Below are 22,115 nucleotides of genomic sequence, written 5' to 3'. Positions count from 1 at the left end.
TACAGCCTAAATTTGATCCACGTTCATTTTTAGTAATCTAGTTGGCAAAAGTCATACAAACAATAAGGTTAATGGCGTAAACTATTAGCTATTACAGTAAGTTCAGAACGCATTCCTGATACTCAATGCAGAAGATAGCGAGTTCACTGATATCGCACCTGCACCAATATAGTCTGCCTGAGTAATTCATTTTCTGGCTTTAATGGCGATAGGACTATGGCATTGTTACACATAGAGCAATCAACCGGTCTTGATGAGGAAGATGCACTCCGACAGGAGTTGGAGAACTTTCGCATTTTGGTTGATGTCACCAATACTGTTATTGCCAAAAGAGACCTTACTGAACTCTCTTGTGAACTTTCTGATGAGATACATCACTTCTTTAATATCAGCTATATCAGCCTTGACCTGCCAGATAATACTAATCAACGTTTGAGCCGCTACACCACCTACTTTAAATCCAGCCAAAAAGTACAACGAACTCAGGAAAGTCTTTCGTTAGATAGCCCAACGTTATCACGAGTATTTAATGAGCCACAGGCTCGGCTGATATATGGCTGTAAGTTTAACCGGCACGATAACAATGACGATTATATTGGGGCAATGCTTAAAACTACACTGCCGACGTTTTGTCTCTTACCGCTGATATTTAACGAAAAAGTGCTGGGTGTGCTGTGTTTAGGTAGTATTGATGACAGCGTCTTTTCCAGCAAAAATATTCATCTGCTCCAGCATATTGCAGCAAGAATCTCGATAGCTATTGATAATGCACTGGCGTATGAAGAGATTTCTCGCCTGAAAGACAACCTGCTTTATGAGAACCAGTATCTCACTGAAGAGATCAAAAATTTTGAGAATTTTGATGAGATAATTGGCCAAAGTGAAGCTATGTCATCGGTGCTTGAGCAGGTTGCTATGGTGGCCGAGAGTGATTGTACCGTTCTGATACTGGGAGAAACTGGTACAGGAAAAGAGCTGATAGCCAGAGCCATTCATAAAATGAGCCAGCGTAGCGCCCGCACTATGATTAAAGTTAACTGTGCGGCGATACCTTCAGGTTTGCTGGAGAGCGATCTGTTTGGTCATGAAAAAGGGGCATTTACTGGGGCAACGGCTCAACGCATTGGCCGTTTTGAACAGGCTAATCGTAGTTCGCTGTTTCTTGATGAAGTGGGGGATATCCCACTGGAGTTGCAAGCCAAGCTGCTGCGGGTTATTCAGGAACGAGAAATAGAGCGTCTGGGAAGTAACAAGATCATTCCCGTTGATGTCAGACTGATTGCCGCCACTAACTGTAACTTGCATCAGATGGTCATTGATAAGCAGTACCGCAGCGATCTTTATTATCGACTGAATGTATTTCCTATTGTAATTCCACCGCTACGCGATCGTCCGGAAGATATTCCTCCGCTGGTTAAATTTTTTACCAAAAAGATCGCTCGTCGTATGAACCGGCATATCGAAAGCGTGCCAACAGAAACCATCAATTTGCTTAAAAAATTACCCTGGCCGGGGAATGTCCGTGAGCTGGAAAACGTTATTGAAAGAGCAGTTATCCTGACCAAAGGCACTACGCTGAATCTTCAACCGCATGAATTACAATACCATCTTTCACCTATGGATAGTCATCCTCAGCCGGTAAAAGTCATGGCTAAGCTGATGAAGACCAAGCCAGTAAAACTGGCCGATGATGATGAAACAGAACGTCAGGAAATTATTCAGGTGCTAAAAGAAACCAACGGCATCGTCGCAGGCCCAAGAGGAGCCGCAGAAAAGCTGGGTCTAAAGCGAACCACCCTGCTGTCCCGCATGCAGCGCCTGGGAATTTCAGTAAAAGATATTCAGGATGATAGTTGAATAGAGATAGATGGTTAGAAATAAAGAAAAAGGGCTGAAAAATCAGCCCTTTTCTGTATAACTGACCCGCTAGACTTCAGCGGCCTGACGTAACCGACTCTTCAACGCGCTGTACTCTTTCTGCACATAGCTTTCAGCCCAATTTTGATCCGGAATTGCTTCAAGCTTAACCGCACAGTGTTTGAATTCTGGCGTTCTGGAGATAGGATCCAGCTCATCCAGCGTCAGCTTGTTACAGGCACCGATCCACCACTGGTAGGTCATATAAACCGCGCCTTTATTGGTACGATCGCTAACGGCAGCACGACTAATGACTTTACCCCGACGGGAAGAGATCCAAACCAACTGCTGATCGCGAATACCTAATTCTGCAGCATTCTGCGTGTTGATTTGAACATAACCAGGCTCGTCCGCCAGCGTTTGCAGTGCGGCACAGTTACCGGTCATTGAACGACAAGAGTAGTGACCCACTTCCCGCACCGTTGCCAATGCCAATGGATACTCTTCATCGGTGAGCTCCATCGGTGGCCGCCAGTCGGTGGCATACAGTTCACCTTTTCCATTTGGACGGTTAAATTTACTGCCGGCAAACAGATATTGGGTTCCCGGATGGTCCAATGTTGGGCATGGCCATTGTACATAGCCTAAGCCTTCCATCTTCTCGTAAGTTGCACCATAGTAAATTGGGCACAGTTCACGCAGTTCGTCCCAAATTTCTTTAGTGTTGTTGTACTTCATCGGGTAACCAAGAGCGGTAGACATCCGGCAGATAATTTCCCAGTCGGTTTTTACATCGCCTTTAGGTTCAACGGCTTTGTAGAAACGCTGGAATCCGCGGTCTGCGCTGGTATAAACCCCTTCATGCTCACCCCATGAGGTGGCCGGGAAGATAACGTCAGCCATGGCTGCCGTCTGGGTCATAAAGATATCCTGAACGATAACCAGCTCGAGGGCTTCAAAACCCTGACGCACTACCGACAGATCCGGTTCAGTTTGCATTGGGTCTTCACCCATTACATAGAATGCTTTTACCTTACCGGAAATTGCGTTATGTGGTAGTTCGCTGAGAGGATAGCCTTTTTTCTCCGGAATCGACTCAACGCCCCAGGCTTTAGCGAATTTCTCGCGGGCAACGGGGTCGTTGACATACTGATAACCCGGCAGAGTATCAATCAGTGCTCCCATATCGCAGGCGCCCTGAACGTTATTTTGACCACGAACAGGTGCAACACCGACATTAGGGCGACCTATATTCCCCGTGAGCAATGCCAGACTGGTTAAACAGCGGACGGTATCAACTCCTTGCCCCCACTGAGTTACCCCCATGCCCCACAGAATGGTTGCCGATGGTGCAGCGGCATACATGCGGATGGTTTCACGGATCTGTTTAGCCGATAATCCGGTGATACTTTCCACGTACTCCGGAGTATATTTCTCAACGTTCTTGCAGTATTCCTCAAACCCTTCGGTGTGATTTTCAACAAACTCTTTGTTGTACAGATTTTCGCTGATTAACACATTAGCAAAGGCATTCAGCAACGCGACGTTACTGCCGTTTTTCAACGGTAGATACATGTCAGCGATACGTGCCGTTTCAATATAACGTGGATCGCAAACAATCACTTTGGCACCCTTTGCCTTAGCCTTTAAAATACGGCGGGCAACAATAGGGTGAGAGTCTGCGGCGTTATAACCGAAGATAAACAGACATTGAGTGTCTTCCATTTCAACGATGGAGTTACTCATCGCGCCATTACCCACTGAGCGGTGCAGACCTGCAACCGAAGGGCCATGTCAAACGCGTGCGCAACAATCCACGTTGTTGGTGCCAATAGCGGCACGGGCAAATTTCTGCATGATGTAGTTCACTTCGTTGCCGGGGCCACGAGATGAACCAGACGTCATAACAGCATCCGGACCGTGCTCTTCAATGATCTTTTTCATGCGGGAGCTGGCAAACTCGATTGCCTCGTCCCAGGATACGGCTTCAAGCTCACCGCCGCGCTGACGACGAATCATCGGCTTGGTCAGGCGGGGAGTCAGAATTTTGGTATCATTCAGGAAATCCCAACCATAGTAGCCTTTTAAACAAAGCTCACCCTGGTTGGTCACACCGTTGGCACCTTCGGCCCCAACGACTTTCCCGCCATCAACCAACAGGTTGATTTTACAGCCCGATGCACAATACGGGCAGACGGTAATAACTTTTTTCATGCTCGTTTAACTCCTCAAGCCAGTCGATATACCTGATGACTAAAAATGAATTTCTATGGCTTCATCCAGCGCAGCCCGTTCCTGTTTCTGCCGCATCATGGCATCAAGAGATTCCGGTGTGACCAGACGTAATGCATTGGTTGGGCAAACTCTGACGCAGGTAGGGCTTTCAGCAATTCCTTCACAGAGGTCGCACTTCAGCGCTTCAGTTTTTTGCCGTTGACTGGTGACGACGCCCGGCACAGTAACGCTTTTCGTCACGATGCTCATGGCACCGTAAGGGCAGGCGATAGCACAGGTTTTACAACCAATACATTTTTCCTGCATAACCTGAATACTGTCGTTACGTCTGACAATAGCACCGTTAGGGCATACTTCTGCACAGGGGGCATCTTCACAATGGCGACATAGAATGGCGGTACTTACGGTTTGTCCTCTGACAACCTTGATACGAGGAGCAAAGCTTTTAACCGACATATTAGCCACATCGTTATCAGTGCTATGGACCACCGCGCAGGCAACTTCACAGGTGCGACATCCAATACAGTTTTTTGGATCGGCGATAACGAACCGGTTCATAAATGTATCTCCATTACTCGCTTCCGACGGCAACCCGCCAGTAATAAATCGTGTTTAAACGTTGGTATACCCTGCGTTAAGTATGCTCACCATTAACTAAGCAGGGTTTATGCCAGTTTTTCTTATTTTATAATTTGTTGAATTTTAATAACTAATGCAACAAAGCGAATTCGTGCCGAGTGCCATAAGGCCATTATATCGACAGATACTTCGGCAAATATGTCGATAAACCGGGCGTGATAACTATTTGCAGAGTGAATAATTCCCTGGCAAAAATAGCTTGCCCCAAGCAGTGATACACCAGATAAACAATGGCAATCTTGATGTGCCGCAATATTCAGTATGATTCAGCAAACTTGTCTATTTGATGGTCATCAATTTGTGAATATGCCTGAATGTATATTTAGAGCGATATGAACTGTTGCTCGTATTGCCTGGCGATCAAACTGCGATATATCTCTTTTACTGCCACCTTAACTTCATCCGTCATTGGGAAGGCGAATGAAACGATAGAGGGTTGAATACCAATAAAAATGACGTTTGGAATATCTTCTTTCAGTTGGTCAATCAGAAAGCTCAACGGTAAGTTATGAGTACTCATAATGAACATTTCCGCGATCATGTCCGCATCAATAATGCGGATCTCTCCGGCATCCAACTCCATGTCTGCTGCATCGACAATTATCAAGGTGTCAGGCTTGAGGTCCCGAATCTGATGGGCAGAGTTCTCTGGTGCAGATCCACCATCAATCGCCAGCCAGCCGGAAATAGGCACTTCGTTCATCATGTCATAAAGCAGTGGTCCTGCACCGTCATCCCCCATCATGTTATTGCCGACGGTAAGCACCACATTATTACCGGAGGTTTGCTGTGACATTAATTTCGTCTCCTGACCATAAGATAGATAGCGGGTTCACGTTCGATGTCGTGCAACGCCTTCATCAGCGTATTTGTCCACAGGAGTTGCTCTTCTGTCAGTTGCTTAGTCACTACCGACCAAGCTTTTGCCAGAAGTTGGGTATGAGTACAATCAATGGTGATTTCACCGAATTTGATTAACCCTTCCATTTTACGCCGAGCCTCACCGCCCTCGGGTAATTGAGCAATCCAGTGGCGGTATTCCTCTGTTGGGCACTCCATCAGGGTTTTCAGACAATCAATCACACCAACGTGATGACCAATGGCCAGCGAATAATACATAACCTGCTGAGCCTGTTCGGGCATATCCTCATCGCTATCAAGGAATTTTTGATTGAGAGAGTAAAACACCACTTTATCTTCATTCATTACGCTATTTCCCATTGATTAACGGCGTACAGATGTTTTGCAAATTAGTGACAATCTCAGTTAAACGAGGGTCATCATGTTGTTTGAGATAATGGTGGATGCGCTCATCAACGTGCTGAGGGCTATCCTGAGTGAGTAACTGCATAAAGGTTTGGGCAATGTCACCACCCTGACGATAACCGGCCATACGACGTGCTTCTCGTTCCAGTTCGACTCTTAACTCCGGCGGTAGAGAAGGGAAGCGCAGTAGTGATTGCTCACCTACTGTTTCAGTGTGGTCAGGCAGTTTGAGTTTTTGATCCAACAGCCCCAGCGCCATGGCAAAACCATAGATAGTGGCGGCAGGAGTTGGAGGGCAGCCGGGAATATAGACATCAATGGGTACAATCTGGTCGCTGCCTCCCCATACACAATAGAGGTCGTGGAAGATTCCGCCACCGCACCCGCAGGCTCCGTAAGAGATACAAATTTTCGGATCGGGGGCTGACTCATAGGCACGAATAGCGGGCGTTCTCATGGCTCTGGTAACGGCACCGGTAAACAGCAGAATGTCAGCATGGCGTGGTGACGAGACCACTTTAATGCCAAACCGCTCGGTGTCGAACACCGGGGTGATAGTGCCAAAGATCTCAATTTCGCAGCCGTTACAGCCACCGCAGTCCACGCGATAAACATAGGCAGAACGTTGAATATCTTTCAGTAACGCTTTCTTCAGTTTTGCTACTTGCTCATCAACGGTGATTGGCGTTGAAATACCGTTAACCGCGTCCGGAACATTGATATTCATTTCGCCGCCTCCTGATTGAGATGTTGCCCCAGAGTAACGCCCGGCGCGCTGATGGAATTATGTTTTCGTTTACAGTCCGGACAGGTTTCAAACAGCGGGCGCATGGTCTGTGCTTCTTCAGCAGAAAGCCCCGACTGAATTAACAGCGCGATGGCGTAATCGATAGATTTACGCGGAGCAAATGGTCGATGGCATACCTGACAATCTGTCAACTGGAATACCGCTTCCTGAAATAGATCCTGTTTATTGAAAACAGCCAGTTCAAAATCTTCCGACAGGCGAATCGCCTTGGTAGGGCAGACTTCTTCACAGCGTCCGCAAAAGATGCAGCGGCCAAGGAATAGTAACCACTTACGTTCACCGGTAGCGGTATCTGTGCTCATGGTTAAAGCATTTGCCGGACAGGCCATGGTACAGGCAGCACAAGCGATACATTGCTCTGCGTGATATTCCGGTTTGCCGCGAAAATCAGGGCAAACTTCGTAGGGCTTGAACGGATATTTAACCGTGGTATCGCCGACGTTAAGTATGGTTTTTAATAACTTAAACATACTGGATTATCCTCCGTTATTTCAGCGGCGAGTTTTTGCGCTCAATGCCATACCGTTCAATTTCTTTATAGGCAACGGTTTGAGCTTTGCGCTTGCGCACATCAACCACGGTGACCCGGTCGGTACAGGAGTAGCAAGGGTCAAGGCTGCCAATAATCAGCGGCGCGTCAGATACGGTATTCCCCCGCAGCATATAACGCAGCGGTGGCCAGTTAGCATAGGTTGCGGCACGGCAGCGCCAGCGGTAAAGCTTTTGATTATCACCCAGCATGCTCCAGTGAATATCTTCACCGCGTGGTGCTTCGGTAATACCCAGGGCAAAGTTATGTGGCTGATAGCTAAAGCCCTCTACTAACAGCGGACCTGCCGGCAGGTTATCCAGTGCGTATTCAATGATGCCAATGGATTCAAAAAACTCCTGGATGCGGATCATGACCCGTGAATTAACATCACATCCTTCCATTACGTGCATATCAAAAGGAATGGAGGCGTAAGCAGTAAAAGGGTGAACTTTACGCACGTCCCGATGATAGCCGCTGGCACGAACCACCGGGCCAACCGGGCTGTAATCGCGGGCAACCTTACGATCCAGTATGCCAACGCCGCTGGTGCGCTGATGCATATTTGGCGTTTCCAACAAAATTTCTACCAGACGAGTCACTTCGGCGCGCATCTCCTGTAGCATTTTAATCGTCTGGATACGCTGCTCTTTCAGAATATCCCGTCGGACACCGCCAATCAGATTAAGGCCGTAAGTTTTACGGGCACCGGTCAGCATTTCTGCCATCTTCATGGCTTTTTCACGCACGCGGAAAAACTGCATAAAGCCGGTGTCGAAACCAACAAAGTGGCAGGAGAGGCCAATATTCAGCAGATGGCTGTGTAGCCGTTCTACCTCCAGTAAGATGGTACGAATCATTTGGGCCCGTTCAGGTACCCGAATTCCCAGCGCATTTTCTACCGAGTTGGCATAGGCGACGCTATGGGTAAAGCCGCAGATACCGCATACCCGGTCGGCGAGAAAGGTGACTTCATCGTAGCCCATTCGGGTTTCTGCCAGTTTTTCCATGCCGCGGTGAACGTAGAACAGGCGATAATCTGCATCCACAATATCTTCACCATCAACAAACAGACGGAAGTGGCCCGGCTCATCGGAAGTAATATGTAACGGGCCAATTGGCACTACCCGACTTTCTCCGGCTTCATTAACAAACTGGTAGGTTTCAGTTTTGGTGGTTGGATCCGGACGTTCCCGGTAGTCCATAGCATCTTTGCGTAGCGGATAGATATCGTCCGGCCAGTCATCGGGCAGAACTAAGCGACGTTCGTCAGGTAACCCTACAGGGCGAAGGCCGTACATATCGCGAACTTCCCGCTCCCCCCAGACACAGGCAGGAACCCGGGGAGTAACTGAAGGGAACTCTAATGTGCGCTCGTCCACCAGTATTTTAACTGTGACAAAACTTTTTACTGTGGCTTCCATCGAAAGCACGTAGTACACCGCATAGTGTCCGTTAAGCGGGCGTTCATCGTTACCAAACAGTACCGATATCCAACCGCCTTGCACGTAATACAGCCATTCTACGACTTCCGGCAGCATATTGATTTTTATCGTTACAGTAACCTGATTTTCCGTTTGCCAGCTTTCATCGATGATTGCTGAAGGAAACTTCTGTCTTAAACCTTCGACATAGTCATGACCGACTTTGGTTTCATTGGATATATTCACTTTTCTTCTCCTGTCGATCCTTGCTATTGACCATGCGTGACGGCAGATTGAACGCTTTGCCACGGTAATGTCAGGTAATCACTTAACGGTGCACCACCATTATCCAACACGATGCTGGTGGCATTGTGCAGCAACTGTAAAACCGGTTGAGGAATATGCAGACCCATGACCAGCATTAACACCATTAGTACCGCAATCGGTAAGGTGGTCAGGCTACCAAGCTCACCTTTTGCTACCGCCTCAGGGCTTGGGCCTAAAACGGTACCTGCCACCATTCTTACCAGTCCGGCGAGAACAATGGTTAACAGCAGCAAAGTGATGATAATCACAGCGATTTTTTCACTCTGAATACCGGCCGTGACCAGCATAAATTCGCTGATAAATACGTTAAACGGCGGCATGCCACCGAGAGCCAACGCACCTCCGGCAAACAGAATTGCAGTGACCGGTGCCACTTTCATGATGCCTTTGATAGCGTCCATATCCCGGGTACCGTACTTCAGCAGGACGTTACCGGAGCAACAGAACAGTAGCGTTTTTGCCAGACTGTGGTTAATGGTATGCAGCAGAGCAGCGAGGATACCCAACGGACCGCCGATACCCATGGCGAGAGCGATCAGCCCCATGTTTTCCACACTGGAATAGGCCAGCAGACGTTTCATATCGCGCTGGACGATAATAAACAGGGCGGCAACGGCGACAGACAGCAGGCCAAATACCAACATCAGAGTTTGTGGGAAGGCCGGGCCGATAGCTTTGCTGACGATAATGTAATAGCGGATAACAATCAGCATGGCACAGTTAAGCAGTACGGCAGACAGCATGGCGCTGGTTGGGCTGGGCGCTTCACTGTGGGCATCCGGTAACCAGGCGTGCATAGGGAATAAACCAGATTTAGTACCAAAACCAATCAGCACGAAGGCAAATGCCAGATGCATCAGGGTTGGATCCAGTAACTCTGCATTATCGTGCAGTACCGTCCAGAAGATGGCGCTACCCGGATCGGTTAATACGCTGGCCGCATTAGCATAAACCAGCACCGTTCCATACAGGCCAAAAGCTACGCCGACAGTACAAATGATGATGTATTTCCAGGCTGCTTCTAATGAAGATCGTTGGCCGTATAACCCGACTAAGAATGCGGAGCTCAGGGTGGTTGCTTCAATGGCCACCCACATCATAATGATGTTATTAGCGGTTACCGCCACCAGCATGGTGAATAGAAACAGATGGAAGAAACCATAATAGTTACACAGTGTTGGTACCGTGACTTCACCATGATCTACTTCGTGCCCCATATAACCCATGGAGTACAATCCGGTAAGCAGGCCGATAATACCGATGATGGCGATAAACAGGGCACCTAAACTGTCGATATAGATCCACTGATGCATGGCTAGCAGTGTGTCATTGGTTATCACATCGCTGACAACCATCAGGGATAACAGACAGGTCAGGATAATTCCCGCCAGATGGAGCAGGGAGGTTGCCTGACGGGATGCCCCACCTAATCCACGAGATGCAAAGCAGAGCAGCGAGATAATCAGCGGCACCAGTAATAGTGCATAAATCCATTCAGTATTTGTCATCTCGGTTACCCCTTCAACGCAGTGAGTTGACGTACGTCCAGGGTTTTCAGCGTGCGGTATATCTTACGCGCCATCACGGACATAATGATTACGGCAAAAATAGCATCGGTAGCTACACCAATTTCCACCAGTTCCGGCGCCTTATACGCCATCAGAGCCAGCGTCAGATGAGCGCCGTTCTCCATCAGGCAGTAGCCAAAAATCTGTTTGAGAATATTGCGCTGGCTAACAATGCACAGCAAACCCAGAAAGAAGTGGCTGAGAGAGACGCTCAGCGCTGGTTTTAGGTTCTCAACCATTGGTAGCTTCACTAAATCCACCACCAGATAGCTCAGAACAATGATGATGGCGGCAATCAGTATCAGTAGCCCCATGCCAATCACCGGGGTATCGGCGTTAGCGTCCTGAAGTTTCCCCAGCGCCTTATACATGATGTAGGGCACCAGCAGAACTTTGGTGACAAAGGCAGTTCCCGACCAGAGGAACAGCTCTTCGGCGTTCATGGTATAAGCCAGGGCGATAAAAATAAGTACCAGTATCAGCGACTGCAGAGCATAGAACAGAGCAGAGTTTTTCGGCTGCCTGGCGCCGATGACAAGCAGTGAGCTGATGATTAGCAGCCCCGCCAGATTGTTTACAATAAGCGTTCCGGTCATTATCAACTCCGTTATCCAAGCCACCAGGCGGCGATAAAGCTCGAGCACAGGGACATTACAATCAGAATGATTAGCACCCCTTGCATCGCAACAGGTACCGGTGAAGCGGTTGCCACTGCTTCAGAAGGTTCACCGGGTACGGTTTTACCAAACCAGTAGAGGAACCAACCAAAACTGGCCACCGACTCAATCAGCGCCAAAATCATTACCGGCATCATCCACCAGTGGTCTGCGGACATTGCAAAACCGGCGGCAAACAGCGGGAATTTACTGAAGAATCCGTTAAACGGCGGAATACCGGTGATGGCCAATGCGGCAATACAGAAACCAATACCCACCAGCGGCATACAGCGCATAATTCCGCGCAGTTTTGGCAACATACGGGTTCCACAGCTGTAACTCAGGGTTCCTGCTACCAGGAAGAACAGGCTTTTGGCAAAGGCATGGTTAAAGATGTAAGCAATACCGCCATCGAAGGCCATTCTGGAGCCGAAAACCGATAGAGATAACGCCAGAAAAATATAGGAAAGCTGAGTAATGGTGGAATAGGCCAACAGGCGTTTAAGGTCGGTTTGCGGTAAATACATGATGAAGCCGTAAATCAACGTAATCATTGCCATGGTTACGCCTACGATGCCGATAATTTCAGGGATTTCACCGGCAGACATCAACGCTCGGGCAAAAATATACACTCCAACCTTCACCATGGAGGCGGCATGTAAGTAAGCACTCACCGGAGTTGGTGCTTCCATGGCGTCAGGCAGCCATACGTGCAGCGGTAACTGCGCTGATTTACCCCAGGCGGCAAACAGAATGCCAAACAGTACGATGGTTTTAGCGTCACCATTCAGGTCTGCCAGCGCCGTAAGGGAGAAGGTCCCGGTTTCAGCAAATAACCAGGCGGCAGCCAGATAGAGACCAATGGCAGCAACATGGGTGATCAGCAGTGCTTTTAACGCGGAACGTAGCGACTTCGGTTTTTGATAATAACCAATCAGTGCCCATGAACATCCACCGGTAATTTCAAAAAACAGCAGTTGTCCGGCCAGCGTTGAGGAGAGCACTAAACCCGCCATCGCGCCAATAAATACCAGTAACAATGCATAATAGCGTGACTGACCTTCGTGAGGATGTTCCCGGTTCTCTTTCGTCAGATAAGCGCCGGAGTAAACACTAACTAATAATCCAAGCACCACCACGGCAAACACAATCAGCGTACTGATGCGGTCAATGGTCAGGCCAAACAGTACTGAACGACCAAAACTCACCAGTTCGTACGTGACATCTGTTCTGCCATGGCTAAACCAGGTGATGGCCAGCAACAGCGTAGCGATTGAGGCAATGGCCGCAAACAGCGTACAGAGCCATTTGGCGGTACGCTGCGGCGCCAGTCCGGTGATGATGGCACCGATAAAAGGGACCAAAATGGCCGCGAGAGCGATATTTTCCATAATCGGTTTCTTAGCTCCTTACAGACCAGTGAGATAAAACACAAATGCCAGTGCGGCAACGCCAAACCCGACCCATGTGGTACGTGAGGTCAGCAGGAAACGGCCCCGGGCCAGACTGTTTTCAAACAGTGAAGCAATCACAAACACCACCAACAGTTTGATAAGAAACAGCACAATGGCGAGGGATAGTGAGCCAATCGTCAGGACTTCACTGTTGCCAAAAGGCAGCAGCACGCCAACAAACAGCGAAGCAATCACCACCTGTTTTAGTGCCAGTCCAAGTTTTACCAGCGCCAGTGACGGGCCGGAATATTCTGTCAGAGGGCCTTCCTGTAATTCCTGTTCGGCTTCTGCCACGTCAAAAGGAATTTTTCCCATCTCGATAAATACCGCGAAAGCGCAGGCACCCATGGCCAACAGGGTCGCAGTTGGTGATTGCAGTGGGTCGGTGGCCAGTGAGGTGCTGATGCTGCCTAAATTGGTGGAGCCAGCAATCAGCGCGATCACGATAAGGGATAGCACCAGAATAGGTTCTACCAGCACGCCTAACGTGACTTCCCGGCTGGCACCGATACCGGCAAAAATACTGCCGGAGTCCAGTCCTGCCAGCGCAAAGAAGAAGCGGTACAGTGCAAACAGATAGATAACGGTAATTAAATCGCCCCCTACGCCAAACGGAGAACCCAAGGTGACAATGGGTAGCGCCATAGCGACCACCAGCATCGAGCTGAGCAAGACATAAGGCATAATGCGCGAAATGATACCGGAAGCCTCCGGCGCAATATTTTGACGGCGCAGTAGTTTGAAGATATCCCGATACTCCTGCAGCACGCCGGGACCACGGCGGGATTGCATTCTGGCCTTAATCACCCGGGAAATTCCGGACATTAAGGGCGACAGGGCCAGCAAGGCCACCGCCTGAATCAGGGCAAACAGAAACATACCGAAGGTGGTCATGATTTCTGAGTCAGAGAGTGTGATTGGCATGTTTCGCTCCTTACATCACCGTAACCAGCATCAGGACCGTCAGCGCAATGACCACATACAGGCAATAAAGCCGGAAGTCACCGTGCTGCAACCATTGAATGCGTTTACCGGACCACAGCACTGCCCTGGCAATAGGGAGTACCACCTTTTCTTCCCACCAGGGCTCTGCCCGAGTGGCTCCACGGATAGTGGATTGCATAGCCCGTGACATAACGGGAGAAGGGTCCAGCGTTTTACGCAGGCGATACAGCGGTGCAAACATAGTACGCAATGGTTGAGTGAAACCACCGGCTGACACCGCCATCTGGCCGTCATAACCATATCCACAGGCCCAGGGATTACCGCCGTGACGATGGCGCAGGCGTTGGCTTTTGAAGATGGAATAAATCAGCAGCGGCAGCGTCAGGAATCCAATCAGCAACAAAGCAATCAATGGGGTGGAGAGAACCGTTTGTGGGGAAGAGCCAGGGAAGACTAGCGAACCGCTGGCAACCGGCATGGCTGCCTGCCCGGTTAACTGAGCTGAAATATTGGCAATGACCGGAGAGACCAGTGGAGCACCAACGCCCAGCGCGATACAGAGCAACGCCAGCAGCACCATTGCCAGAATCATCGGTAATGGAACTTCGGTGGCGTTAGCCGCTTTTTCACTGCGCGCCGCACCGGCAAAGCTGATACCGTAAACCTTCACAAAACACAGCGCAGCCAATGCGCCGGTAATTGCCAGCATCACGATGGCAACAGGACCGGCGATGCGCATAATAAATGAACCTTCATGGCTCATGGTGAACAGTGCCTGATAGGTAAACCATTCGCTGACAAAACCGTTTAGCGGCGGCAGCGCTGAAATTGCCATGGTGCCGATCAGGAAGGTGATTGCGGTGTAAGGCATTAGCTTAGCCAGGCCACCCATCAGCTCCATATCTTTGGTATGAACCCGATACATCACAGAACCCGCACCTAAAAATAGTAATCCTTTAAATACCGCATGGTTCAGTAAGTGGTACAGGCCACCAAGAATCCCTACGACAGCCAGAACCGGATGTTGAGTAGCGATTCCAATCATGCCGACGCCCACACCCATCAAGATAATGCCGATGTTTTCTACCGTATGGTAAGCCAGCAGCTTTTTGATATCGTGTTCAGCCAGAGCGTACATAACCCCAAGAACGGCAGAGACAGCACCAAAGGCTAATACTACCAATCCCCACCAGGCGCTGGTGGCGCCGAGAATATCAATGCCGACTTTGATAATGCCGAAGATACCAATCTTTACCATAACGCCAGACATCAGGGCGGAAGCGTGGGAAGGGGCCGCCGGGTGAGCGCGGGGTAACCAGCCGTGTAGTGGAATCATCCCGGCTTTGGCACCAAAGCCAAAGAAGGCCAGCAGGAACACGGCGGACGCCTCTGGCGCAGACAGATTTGCCTGACGGAAGCTGTCGAAGTCCATGCTGCCGCTCTCTTTATACAGAATAAAGAAAGCTATCATGATCAGTACTGAACCAGCGTGGGCAATCAGAAAATAGAGTAGCCCGGCACTGACGGCTTCATCGTCCTGTTCGGTAATGACCAGAAAGTAAGATGCCAGAGACATCATCTCGAAGAACACTAAAAAGTAAAAGGCGTTATCCATCACGACCAGTGCCACCATTGAAGCGATAAACAGGTTCATAAATAAACCCATATATCTCGCGCCCTTACCAAGGTACTCCTCTGCATAAGAGAGGGAGTACAATGAGGTGACCACCACCAGTAAAGAAATAACCATCACCATAAAGGCAGCTAACCCATCCAGTCGTACAATGAAATGGGCAAATGAGAAAGGACCATCAACGGCAAACGTCATCATGTCAGCGCCCATCAAAATTGGCGCAGAAGCTAATAAACCAAAAATGCCGCCAACCATACTGGCAATAGCGGATAGCCTGATAACCTGCCGTTCACTACGGCTAACCAGCGGTGGCAGAATAGCACCGACCAAATAGATGACAATGGAGATAAGCAGTAATTGAAGAGGATTACCCATTATTCTTTCCCCGCTCGCTGTTGGTCTGAATGGTTATCCCCGAAAGCATTGTCGGTATGAAAGACTTCCATAGCCTCAAGGCGTTTAGCGGCGTTGGCTTGCTCAATGGCATTTTCATCGACTAAAAACAGGGTCTTGGTAGGGCAGACACGAACGCATTCAGGGCCGTGGGGCAGGAAGGCACATAAATCACATTTCACCGCTACTTGACGCAAACCCGGTGCCCAGCTCAACATAGGGTGGAGTCCCTGATTGTAGGGGGCCGTCCGTGCTTCACGTGCATGCGCATCAGCTTGTGAAAAACGATCGTAGCTGACAGGAGCCGATAATGGTTTACTTCCATCAGGTGTGATAGCCCCGAACGGGCAGGCGATAGCGCAAAGTTTGCATCCGATGCATAAGCTCTCATTAAGCATAATGGCGTTGTTGTGGTGAGTAATCGCCTTAACCGGGCAAACCCGGGCACAGGGCGCATCTTCACAATGTCGACACAGAATAGGCGCCGTACTGCTGGCATCGCGCATTACGATTAATCGGGGATGCGACTGTAGGCCTGCTGCTTTATGTACTTCACTACAGGCGGCCATACAGGTATTACATCCGATGCAATCTTTTGGCTCCGCAATAACAAAGCGGTTCATAGCCATCCCTCCGGTATTGAGATCGTCGTCCGACAGATGAAATAGTCATACTTTTAACGGATGAGATACCTTAAGCATATTTCATGCCATATGAAGTATCTTCATAATTGCATGATATTATTGTTGTTTTTATTTTTCGTGACGAAGTGGCTATGTCGTTCGACATAAATGACGTGACGTGGCAGGACGGCAAATAGAATGGTTAATATTAATAACGCAATTAAATTGTGGTAATTATAAATAATTTATTACGTGTTTAATTTCAGTTTTATGAATATTAAAAACACATTTGTTTTGGTTAAAGTGTGTTTTGTGAGATGATGTATATATATTATTCATTATTTATAATATGAATTAGTTAGTATTTTTGTAAATTTTAGCAATGCATTTGTTTTGTAATGAAAAATGGATAAAGGGATCTAACCATTGTGCATGGTATAAAATATCGGTTTAACGATCTTGTTGTTTTCGACCCGGACGAAGCTACGCTGAGCTTGGGAGAGCTTAACGATGATAACGTTATTGCTATTTCCAGCGTAACCTGTCGTCTGTTGCTGTTATTCGTTGAAAATCATGGTGAAGTTGTCAGCCGGGATGTGATATTTAAGCGCATCTGGGATGATTACGGCATGATTTCAGGAAATAACAATCTAAATCAAAATATTAGTAAGCTCAGAAAGATAGTCAAAACCTTAGGTATTGATGATGAGTTTATCTCAACGGTGCCGAAGACGGGGTTTGTATTAAATAAAGAGATTAAGCTGGATGTGTTGCGTGAGGCTGAAGAAAATGCACAACCAGCCACCAGTCCGCTGTTGGATGAAATTTTACCTGTTAGCGATGTCAATAAAATCAAGGATCCTGTCGGGTCAATTGACCCTGTACCTGCAACTGAGCCAGTATTAAACTCGCCTAAAAATATAAAACCCTCCAATTCTCTGTTAAATAAGAAAAAGATATATCTGTTGTCTTTCATCTCATTCATCACGTTAGCTGCGGTCATGGTTTATTTGCTTAATTATCGTATGGCACCCGTAGCGCATGAAGGCTATCTGGGGATGGTAAATGGGTGCAAAGTGTTTCTGGTGACAAATCAAGGTGAAAGTATTATCAATAATAAGCCAGTGAGTGAGGAAATGCTTAGATATGCGGCAAGTAAGCAACAAGTTTGCCGTGGTGATGAGTATTTATTGATTAGGGATGATGCTTTAGTTCAAACCTATATTCCCGGAGTTAATCGTTTGTTTTTGCTGAAGTGTGGAATTTTACGCGAGCATCGGATTGAGATGTGTTCGGGATTAAGCGGTGAGAGTAATTTAATTTCTAATTAAATCATATTAATAGGTAATTACTGCATATGTGGTGGGTGTCCATGCTGCGAAATTGATTTTCCTTGTATATTATTTCAAAAATTATTTTTATCTATTAAAAAACACCATTGACCTGTGATTTTGTATATTTATTCTTCTATTTTTAATTATTCATTAACAACCTTTTTGTTTTTTAGTAATTGCATCGGTGGTTGATTATTTTTTTGGGTTTTAATCCTGATGTTGAAGGTTTTAATTAGTGTAATCTGATTATTTTTTTGAATAAAAATATTATTTTTGGGATAAAAAACTAAATGCATGCGATTTGCTTATGTAATGTATTGAAAGCGTTGTTTTTGCAGTAATATATCAATTAATAGCTGCACTGTTTTTCATGGCGTTTTAAAACGGAATTTTAAATTAAATTTGATGCATTTCGAGTTTGATTTCGGAAGGAATATGAAAACCTTGAAAGATTCATCTCAAATTTCTTCCAAAGTGTTGTTTCAATTGCATCCATTGATTAGCTCGAAATGGCTTGTGTGACACGCATTCAAATATTCCCTTTTAATAGACTGCAACAGGGCAGTTTCCATTTAATGACATAAATGATGATTGAGTAACTGAATTATCGTGAATCGCGGGAAAGATTGATATGAGCGGTAACTCTGGCATTCAGGACACTGTTATCTCGAAGTTTCTTAAGGAAAAGGTGGTGAAATGAAAAATTTTATCCGTGCAGGAAAAAAAGAGTTAAGGCTGTCAAAAACAGCACTGTGCATAAGCTCTGCTTTGTTTTTAGCGGGTTTTTCTGGTGCATCTTCCGCTGCTAATTGTAGCCCTAATGGTGGCACCTTAATCTGTACCGTTGTCGGTGGGTCATCAGGCACCGTAGCATCAATCATGGGGGGAGAATATGCTCTCCTTAATCAATATAGTGATGTTGAAATCAATGCGACTGGTTCTGCAGTTGCTGCCGGTGGTGTAGGCCCGCGTGGATTCGGTATTTATGTTGACAGTAGTGGAACACTGACAGCAGATAATATCTTGATAACGACGAACGGTAGTACCTCTGACGGTATCCGCGTTAACAAAGGAAATTACGATTTTACCATATTAGGGAAATTGACCATAAAGGCTCAGGGTAGCTCTGGTGATGGTATTAACGTTGCCAACTCGAATGGTGCCGGGGGATATGTCCATATCGCTGGTGAGGGTGCCGAGATTGAAAGTAAAGGTGGAATAGGCGTTCGGGCGAATATAACCTCTAATAGCAGAGGAAATAAAATCGTTATTGCTGATGGGGCGAAGATAACAACACTGGGTACTGGCGCAAACTCCAGCGCTGGTCAGGGGTATGCTGTTTATGCTGGTAACCGCGACAGGGATACTGAGACCCTGCCTCTGATAGGCACTGCCAGAGTGATTATTGGTGACAATAGCGAGATTAGTACTGCTGGTAAAAATGCCCATGCTGTTTATGCGAATAAAACCGGGGTTATTGAGTTAGGTAGTACCAAGATAACGACTACGAATACTGGTGCTCATGGCATAGCCGCTGAAGACGGGATAACTTTTAAATGTCCTAATAGTATATGCTTAATACTTGGTACAGGCTATACCGACCAAAGAGCTTATGATGGTGGCCAGGTTTATTTGACTGGCAATACAGAGATTGAGGTAAGTGGCGCTGGTAGTTATGCGATGTATGCATCAGGTACTGATTCTTTTATCGGTTCGACCTACTCGGATAGAAGCAGTGCTCCAGGCATCTACACTGTAACCGGTGATTTATTTGCTCAAAAAACCGGTGAAATCGATTTAACTATGATCGACGGCAGTAACTTCACCGGTGCAACCTACTCTAACGAATATGATACCAGCGGTGTAGCAAATACCACCACTAACGGTACGGTAAATCTAAACATCTCCGGAGCCAGCAGTGTCTGGAATATGACCGCAGATTCTGTGGTGTCTAATCTGACATTGGATGGCGCAACGCTGAAATATGTTGAACCTGCAGATTTGACTGACCCAACTGCGTTTGTGACTAAAAACCTGATTGTTGCCGGTAACTACACCAGTAACAACGGTACGCTGGTACTGAATACCGTATTAGAAGATGAAACCTCTCCTACGGATAAACTGATTGTTAAAGGCGATACTGCGGGCCATACCGATGTTCAGATTGTTAACATCGGTGGTAATGGTGCATTGACTCCGGATGGTATTGAGATTGTTACCGTTGATGGTATTTCTGCGGGTACGTTTGGTAATAGCCGGCGTATTGTTGCAGGGGCATTTGACTACTTTGTCCGCTCCGGTAGTACTATTGCAGGAGCAGAAGATAAGAACTGGTATCTGATTTCTGATTACACTCCACCACCAGATCCGGAGCCAGAACCAGAGCCTGAACCAGAACCAGGCCCGGATCCTGATCCAGGACCAGGACCGACACCAACTCCGGATCCGGATCCTGAAGAGGAAAAACCAGTCACTCCGGTTTATCGTCCGGAAGCGGGTAGCTATCTGGCAAACATGGCCGCAGCAAACACCATGTTTATCACACGGTTACACGATCGTTTAGGCGAAACACAATACACTGACGCTTTGACCGGGGAGAAAAAAGTTACCAGTATGTGGATGCGCCACGTTGGTGGACATAACCGTTTCCATGATGGTAGCGGTCAGTTAAAAACCACCAGTAATCGTTATGTCATGCAGATTGGTGGCGATCTGGCTCAGTGGAGTACTGATGGATTAGATCGCTGGCATGTAGGGTTGATGGCCGGCTATGCTCGTAACAGCAACCATACTACATCTAACGTAATGAAATATTCTTCCAAAGGTGAAGTTGATGGTTACAGTGTAGGCCTGTATGGAACCTGGTATGCCAATGAGGCAGATAAGACGGGTACTTATGTTGATACCTGGATGTTGTATAACTGGTTTGATAACGAAGTAAACGGCGAACAACTGAAGAAAGAGAGCTATAAATCCCGTGGTATTACCGCATCGATTGAGGGGGATATAGCTTCAAACTGGGTGAAAGTGAGCGTGCCAGTTATTGGTTCCAGCCAAAAGCTCAGGTGATTTGGATGGGCGTTACTGCTGACAATCATACTGAAGATAACGGTACTCGAGTTAAGTTTGATACCGATAAAAATGTGCAAACCCGCGTTGGTGCGCGCTTCTATGCTAATGGCCATAGTCAGCTGGATGATGGTAAAAACCGTGAGTTTGAACCATTTATTGAAGCTAACTGGATTCATAACACCAGCAATTATGCCGTTGTGATGAACGAAACCAAGAACAAGCAGAAAGGCACCAGAGATATCGGCGAAGTGAAAGTTGGTATCGAAGGTAAGCTGAATAATAATCTAACCAGTTGGGTTAACGTTGCTCAACAGTTCGGTAGTAATTCCTACACCGATACACAAGGAATGGTTGGTATTAAATACAGCTTCTGATTATTAGCTGTTTGAGGTATTAATGATAACGGTCAGCGAAAGCTGGCCGTTTTTTTATCAGTGGAGCGAGCTGATGGTTAATCCGTCGGACATTCGAAGATTGTTTTAATATTGCTCTCTTCTACGGTATGATTGCCATACATAATTGTATGTTTTAATTGTTATTATTCTATTTTGAACGAATTGATATTATTGCATGTAATACCTTCGTTGGTTGTCAGGGATGCACAGATTTACTTTTTAATAATGGATTTAACATGATGAGAATATTGAGCGTAATTTTTCTGTTTTTATCTTTAGCTGTTGGGGCTCAGGCAAAGTCGACTGTTCCAAAACATTTTTCGGAAAACTGGATAGAACTATCAGAAAACAAAAGCGGTAGCCTGTTCTTTATTGATGAGGATAGTATTAAGAAAATCAATAAAAAAGAATCGATAGTGCAGTTTAGTTTGTTGATACTGAAGAGTAATAAAGATCTCAAATCCGTGATGGAAATTGATTGTGATAAACAAACGGTGCGCTCCGGGCCTGAGTATCAATATAAAAAGAGCGGGTCATTATTGATTAAGTTTGATGATTGGGAAAAAGAGAGCTCAGTAATCAAAGAAGGTACTGTTTTTGAAGTGGTGAAAAACTACGTTTGCACCCCCTAGCATTAGCGATTTAACAGATTGAAATAAATAAAAAATAGCGCCAGACTTGGCGCTATTTTTGCTTAATGATTAGCGACAGTTTGATTAGCTGGTGTGATTTTTTTCCAAGATATTCGCCAGATCTTTCACCGAGCCTAACTCCAGCCACTCTGCAACCGGCACTTCTTTTTTCAAAAAGCGCTCTACTTGCATCATAATGCTGGCAAAATCTACGCTGTCCAGCGTGGGTTTTAGCTGCTCAATCAGGCTGTCATCCTGAATCTGCTCCACTGGAATCGACAGGCAGCCCGATAGTATTTCTTTACTCTTATGTAGATAGTTCATC

16 protein-coding genes and 2 pseudogenes are annotated in these 22,115 nt (G+C 46.9%); 4 read left to right on the top strand and 14 right to left on the bottom strand.

Features of this window, described 5'->3' with window-relative positions; translation table 11 throughout:
* Positions 1-234: 234 nt before the first annotated feature.
* Positions 235-1,857: pseudogene (locus EKN56_RS18330) on the top strand (sigma 54-interacting transcriptional regulator); the annotation flags it as partial.
* 69 nt (positions 1,858-1,926) lie between these two features.
* Here the strand turns inward: EKN56_RS18330 and fdhF are convergent.
* The 13 genes from fdhF to EKN56_RS18265 form a co-directional block, all read right to left on the bottom strand.
* On the bottom strand, positions 1,927-4,071 hold the full coding sequence (gene fdhF / locus EKN56_RS18325) for a formate dehydrogenase subunit alpha (RefSeq protein WP_130593119.1): 2,145 nt from the start codon (positions 4,069-4,071) through the stop codon (positions 1,927-1,929).
* A gap of 39 nt (positions 4,072-4,110) precedes the next feature.
* Positions 4,111-4,650, bottom strand: a complete 540-nt coding sequence (locus tag EKN56_RS18320; RefSeq protein WP_130593118.1) for a 4Fe-4S dicluster domain-containing protein — start codon at positions 4,648-4,650, stop codon at positions 4,111-4,113.
* 403 nt (positions 4,651-5,053) lie between these two features.
* Positions 5,054-5,527 (bottom strand): hydrogenase maturation peptidase HycI, encoded by a 474-nt coding sequence (hycI, locus tag EKN56_RS18315; RefSeq protein ID WP_130593117.1) that lies wholly within the window; start codon positions 5,525-5,527, stop codon positions 5,054-5,056.
* Positions 5,527-5,937, bottom strand: coding sequence for a formate hydrogenlyase maturation HycH family protein (locus tag EKN56_RS18310; protein ID WP_130593116.1), 411 nt, complete (start codon positions 5,935-5,937; stop codon positions 5,527-5,529). The genes hycI and EKN56_RS18310 overlap by 1 nt, the downstream gene beginning before the upstream one ends.
* A 4-nt stretch (positions 5,938-5,941) precedes the next feature.
* A complete protein-coding gene (locus tag EKN56_RS18305) occupies positions 5,942-6,724 on the bottom strand; it encodes an NADH-quinone oxidoreductase subunit B family protein (protein ID WP_130593115.1) in 783 nt (260 codons plus the stop codon).
* Entirely contained in the window at positions 6,721-7,275 is a 555-nt protein-coding gene (gene hyfH, locus EKN56_RS18300) for a hydrogenase 4 subunit H (protein WP_130593114.1), read from the bottom strand. Before hyfH ends, EKN56_RS18305 begins: the two co-directional genes overlap by 4 nt.
* A gap of 16 nt (positions 7,276-7,291) precedes the next feature.
* Positions 7,292-9,004 (bottom strand): hydrogenase large subunit, encoded by a 1,713-nt coding sequence (locus EKN56_RS18295; protein ID WP_130593113.1) that lies wholly within the window; start codon positions 9,002-9,004, stop codon positions 7,292-7,294.
* A 23-nt stretch (positions 9,005-9,027) separates the two neighbouring features.
* Positions 9,028-10,593 (bottom strand): hydrogenase 4 subunit F, encoded by a 1,566-nt coding sequence (locus EKN56_RS18290; RefSeq protein WP_130593112.1) that lies wholly within the window; start codon positions 10,591-10,593, stop codon positions 9,028-9,030.
* A 5-nt stretch (positions 10,594-10,598) separates the two neighbouring features.
* Entirely contained in the window at positions 10,599-11,249 is a 651-nt protein-coding gene (hyfE, locus tag EKN56_RS18285) for a hydrogenase 4 membrane subunit (RefSeq protein WP_130593111.1), read from the bottom strand.
* A gap of 11 nt (positions 11,250-11,260) precedes the next feature.
* Positions 11,261-12,700, bottom strand: coding sequence for a hydrogenase 4 subunit D (locus EKN56_RS18280; protein WP_130593110.1), 1,440 nt, complete (start codon positions 12,698-12,700; stop codon positions 11,261-11,263).
* A gap of 18 nt (positions 12,701-12,718) precedes the next feature.
* Entirely contained in the window at positions 12,719-13,642 is a 924-nt protein-coding gene (locus EKN56_RS18275) for a respiratory chain complex I subunit 1 family protein (RefSeq protein WP_130593776.1), read from the bottom strand.
* A 55-nt stretch (positions 13,643-13,697) separates the two neighbouring features.
* Positions 13,698-15,716: a hydrogenase 4 subunit B gene (hyfB, locus tag EKN56_RS18270; RefSeq protein WP_130593109.1), complete on the bottom strand. Its 2,019-nt coding sequence runs from the start codon at positions 15,714-15,716 to the stop codon at positions 13,698-13,700.
* Positions 15,716-16,357: a 4Fe-4S dicluster domain-containing protein gene (locus EKN56_RS18265; RefSeq protein WP_130593108.1), complete on the bottom strand. Its 642-nt coding sequence runs from the start codon at positions 16,355-16,357 to the stop codon at positions 15,716-15,718. The genes hyfB and EKN56_RS18265 overlap by 1 nt, the downstream gene beginning before the upstream one ends.
* A gap of 428 nt (positions 16,358-16,785) precedes the next feature.
* Here EKN56_RS18265 and EKN56_RS18260 point away from each other — a divergent pair, with 428 nt between their 5' ends.
* The 3 genes and pseudogenes from EKN56_RS18260 (at position 16,786) to EKN56_RS18245 (ending at position 21,790) form a co-directional block, all read left to right on the top strand.
* Positions 16,786-17,688, top strand: coding sequence for a winged helix-turn-helix domain-containing protein (locus EKN56_RS18260; protein WP_168189684.1), 903 nt, complete (start codon positions 16,786-16,788; stop codon positions 17,686-17,688).
* A gap of 699 nt (positions 17,689-18,387) precedes the next feature.
* Positions 18,388-21,137, top strand: a pseudogene (locus EKN56_RS21570) (autotransporter outer membrane beta-barrel domain-containing protein).
* 257 nt (positions 21,138-21,394) lie between these two features.
* Positions 21,395-21,790, top strand: coding sequence for a surface-adhesin E family protein (locus EKN56_RS18245; RefSeq protein WP_130593104.1), 396 nt, complete (start codon positions 21,395-21,397; stop codon positions 21,788-21,790).
* An 84-nt stretch (positions 21,791-21,874) separates the two neighbouring features.
* Here EKN56_RS18245 and EKN56_RS18240 read toward each other — a convergent pair whose 3' ends face one another.
* Complete coding sequence (locus EKN56_RS18240; RefSeq protein ID WP_130593103.1) at positions 21,875-22,114, bottom strand: acyl carrier protein; 240 nt, start codon at positions 22,112-22,114, stop codon at positions 21,875-21,877.
* Position 22,115 lies beyond the last annotated feature (1 nt).

Source organism: Limnobaculum zhutongyuii, assembly GCF_004295645.1.
Lineage (GTDB): Bacteria > Pseudomonadota > Gammaproteobacteria > Enterobacterales > Enterobacteriaceae > Limnobaculum > Limnobaculum zhutongyuii.
The sequence above is the reverse complement of the archived record's forward strand: the minus strand, read 5'-3'. Positions and strand labels throughout refer to the sequence as shown.

Coding starts and splice junctions, on each gene's coding strand:
- EKN56_RS18320 (WP_130593118.1), bottom strand. CDS start 4,650: ATGAACCGGTTCGTTATCGCCGATCCAAAAAACTGTATTGGATGTCGC.
- hycI (WP_130593117.1), bottom strand. CDS start 5,527: ATGTCACAGCAAACCTCCGGTAATAATGTGGTGCTTACCGTCGGCAAT.
- EKN56_RS18310 (WP_130593116.1), bottom strand. CDS start 5,937: ATGAATGAAGATAAAGTGGTGTTTTACTCTCTCAATCAAAAATTCCTT.
- EKN56_RS18305 (WP_130593115.1), bottom strand. CDS start 6,724: ATGAATATCAATGTTCCGGACGCGGTTAACGGTATTTCAACGCCAATC.
- hyfH (WP_130593114.1), bottom strand. CDS start 7,275: ATGTTTAAGTTATTAAAAACCATACTTAACGTCGGCGATACCACGGTT.
- EKN56_RS18290 (WP_130593112.1), bottom strand. CDS start 10,593: ATGACAAATACTGAATGGATTTATGCACTATTACTGGTGCCGCTGATT.
- hyfE (WP_130593111.1), bottom strand. CDS start 11,249: ATGACCGGAACGCTTATTGTAAACAATCTGGCGGGGCTGCTAATCATC.
- EKN56_RS18280 (WP_130593110.1), bottom strand. CDS start 12,700: ATGGAAAATATCGCTCTCGCGGCCATTTTGGTCCCTTTTATCGGTGCC.
- EKN56_RS18275 (WP_130593776.1), bottom strand. CDS start 13,642: ATGTTTCTGTTTGCCCTGATTCAGGCGGTGGCCTTGCTGGCCCTGTCG.
- hyfB (WP_130593109.1), bottom strand. CDS start 15,716: ATGGGTAATCCTCTTCAATTACTGCTTATCTCCATTGTCATCTATTTG.
- EKN56_RS18265 (WP_130593108.1), bottom strand. CDS start 16,357: ATGAACCGCTTTGTTATTGCGGAGCCAAAAGATTGCATCGGATGTAAT.
- EKN56_RS18245 (WP_130593104.1), top strand. CDS start 21,395: ATGATGAGAATATTGAGCGTAATTTTTCTGTTTTTATCTTTAGCTGTT.
- EKN56_RS18240 (WP_130593103.1), bottom strand. CDS start 22,114: ATGAACTATCTACATAAGAGTAAAGAAATACTATCGGGCTGCCTGTCG.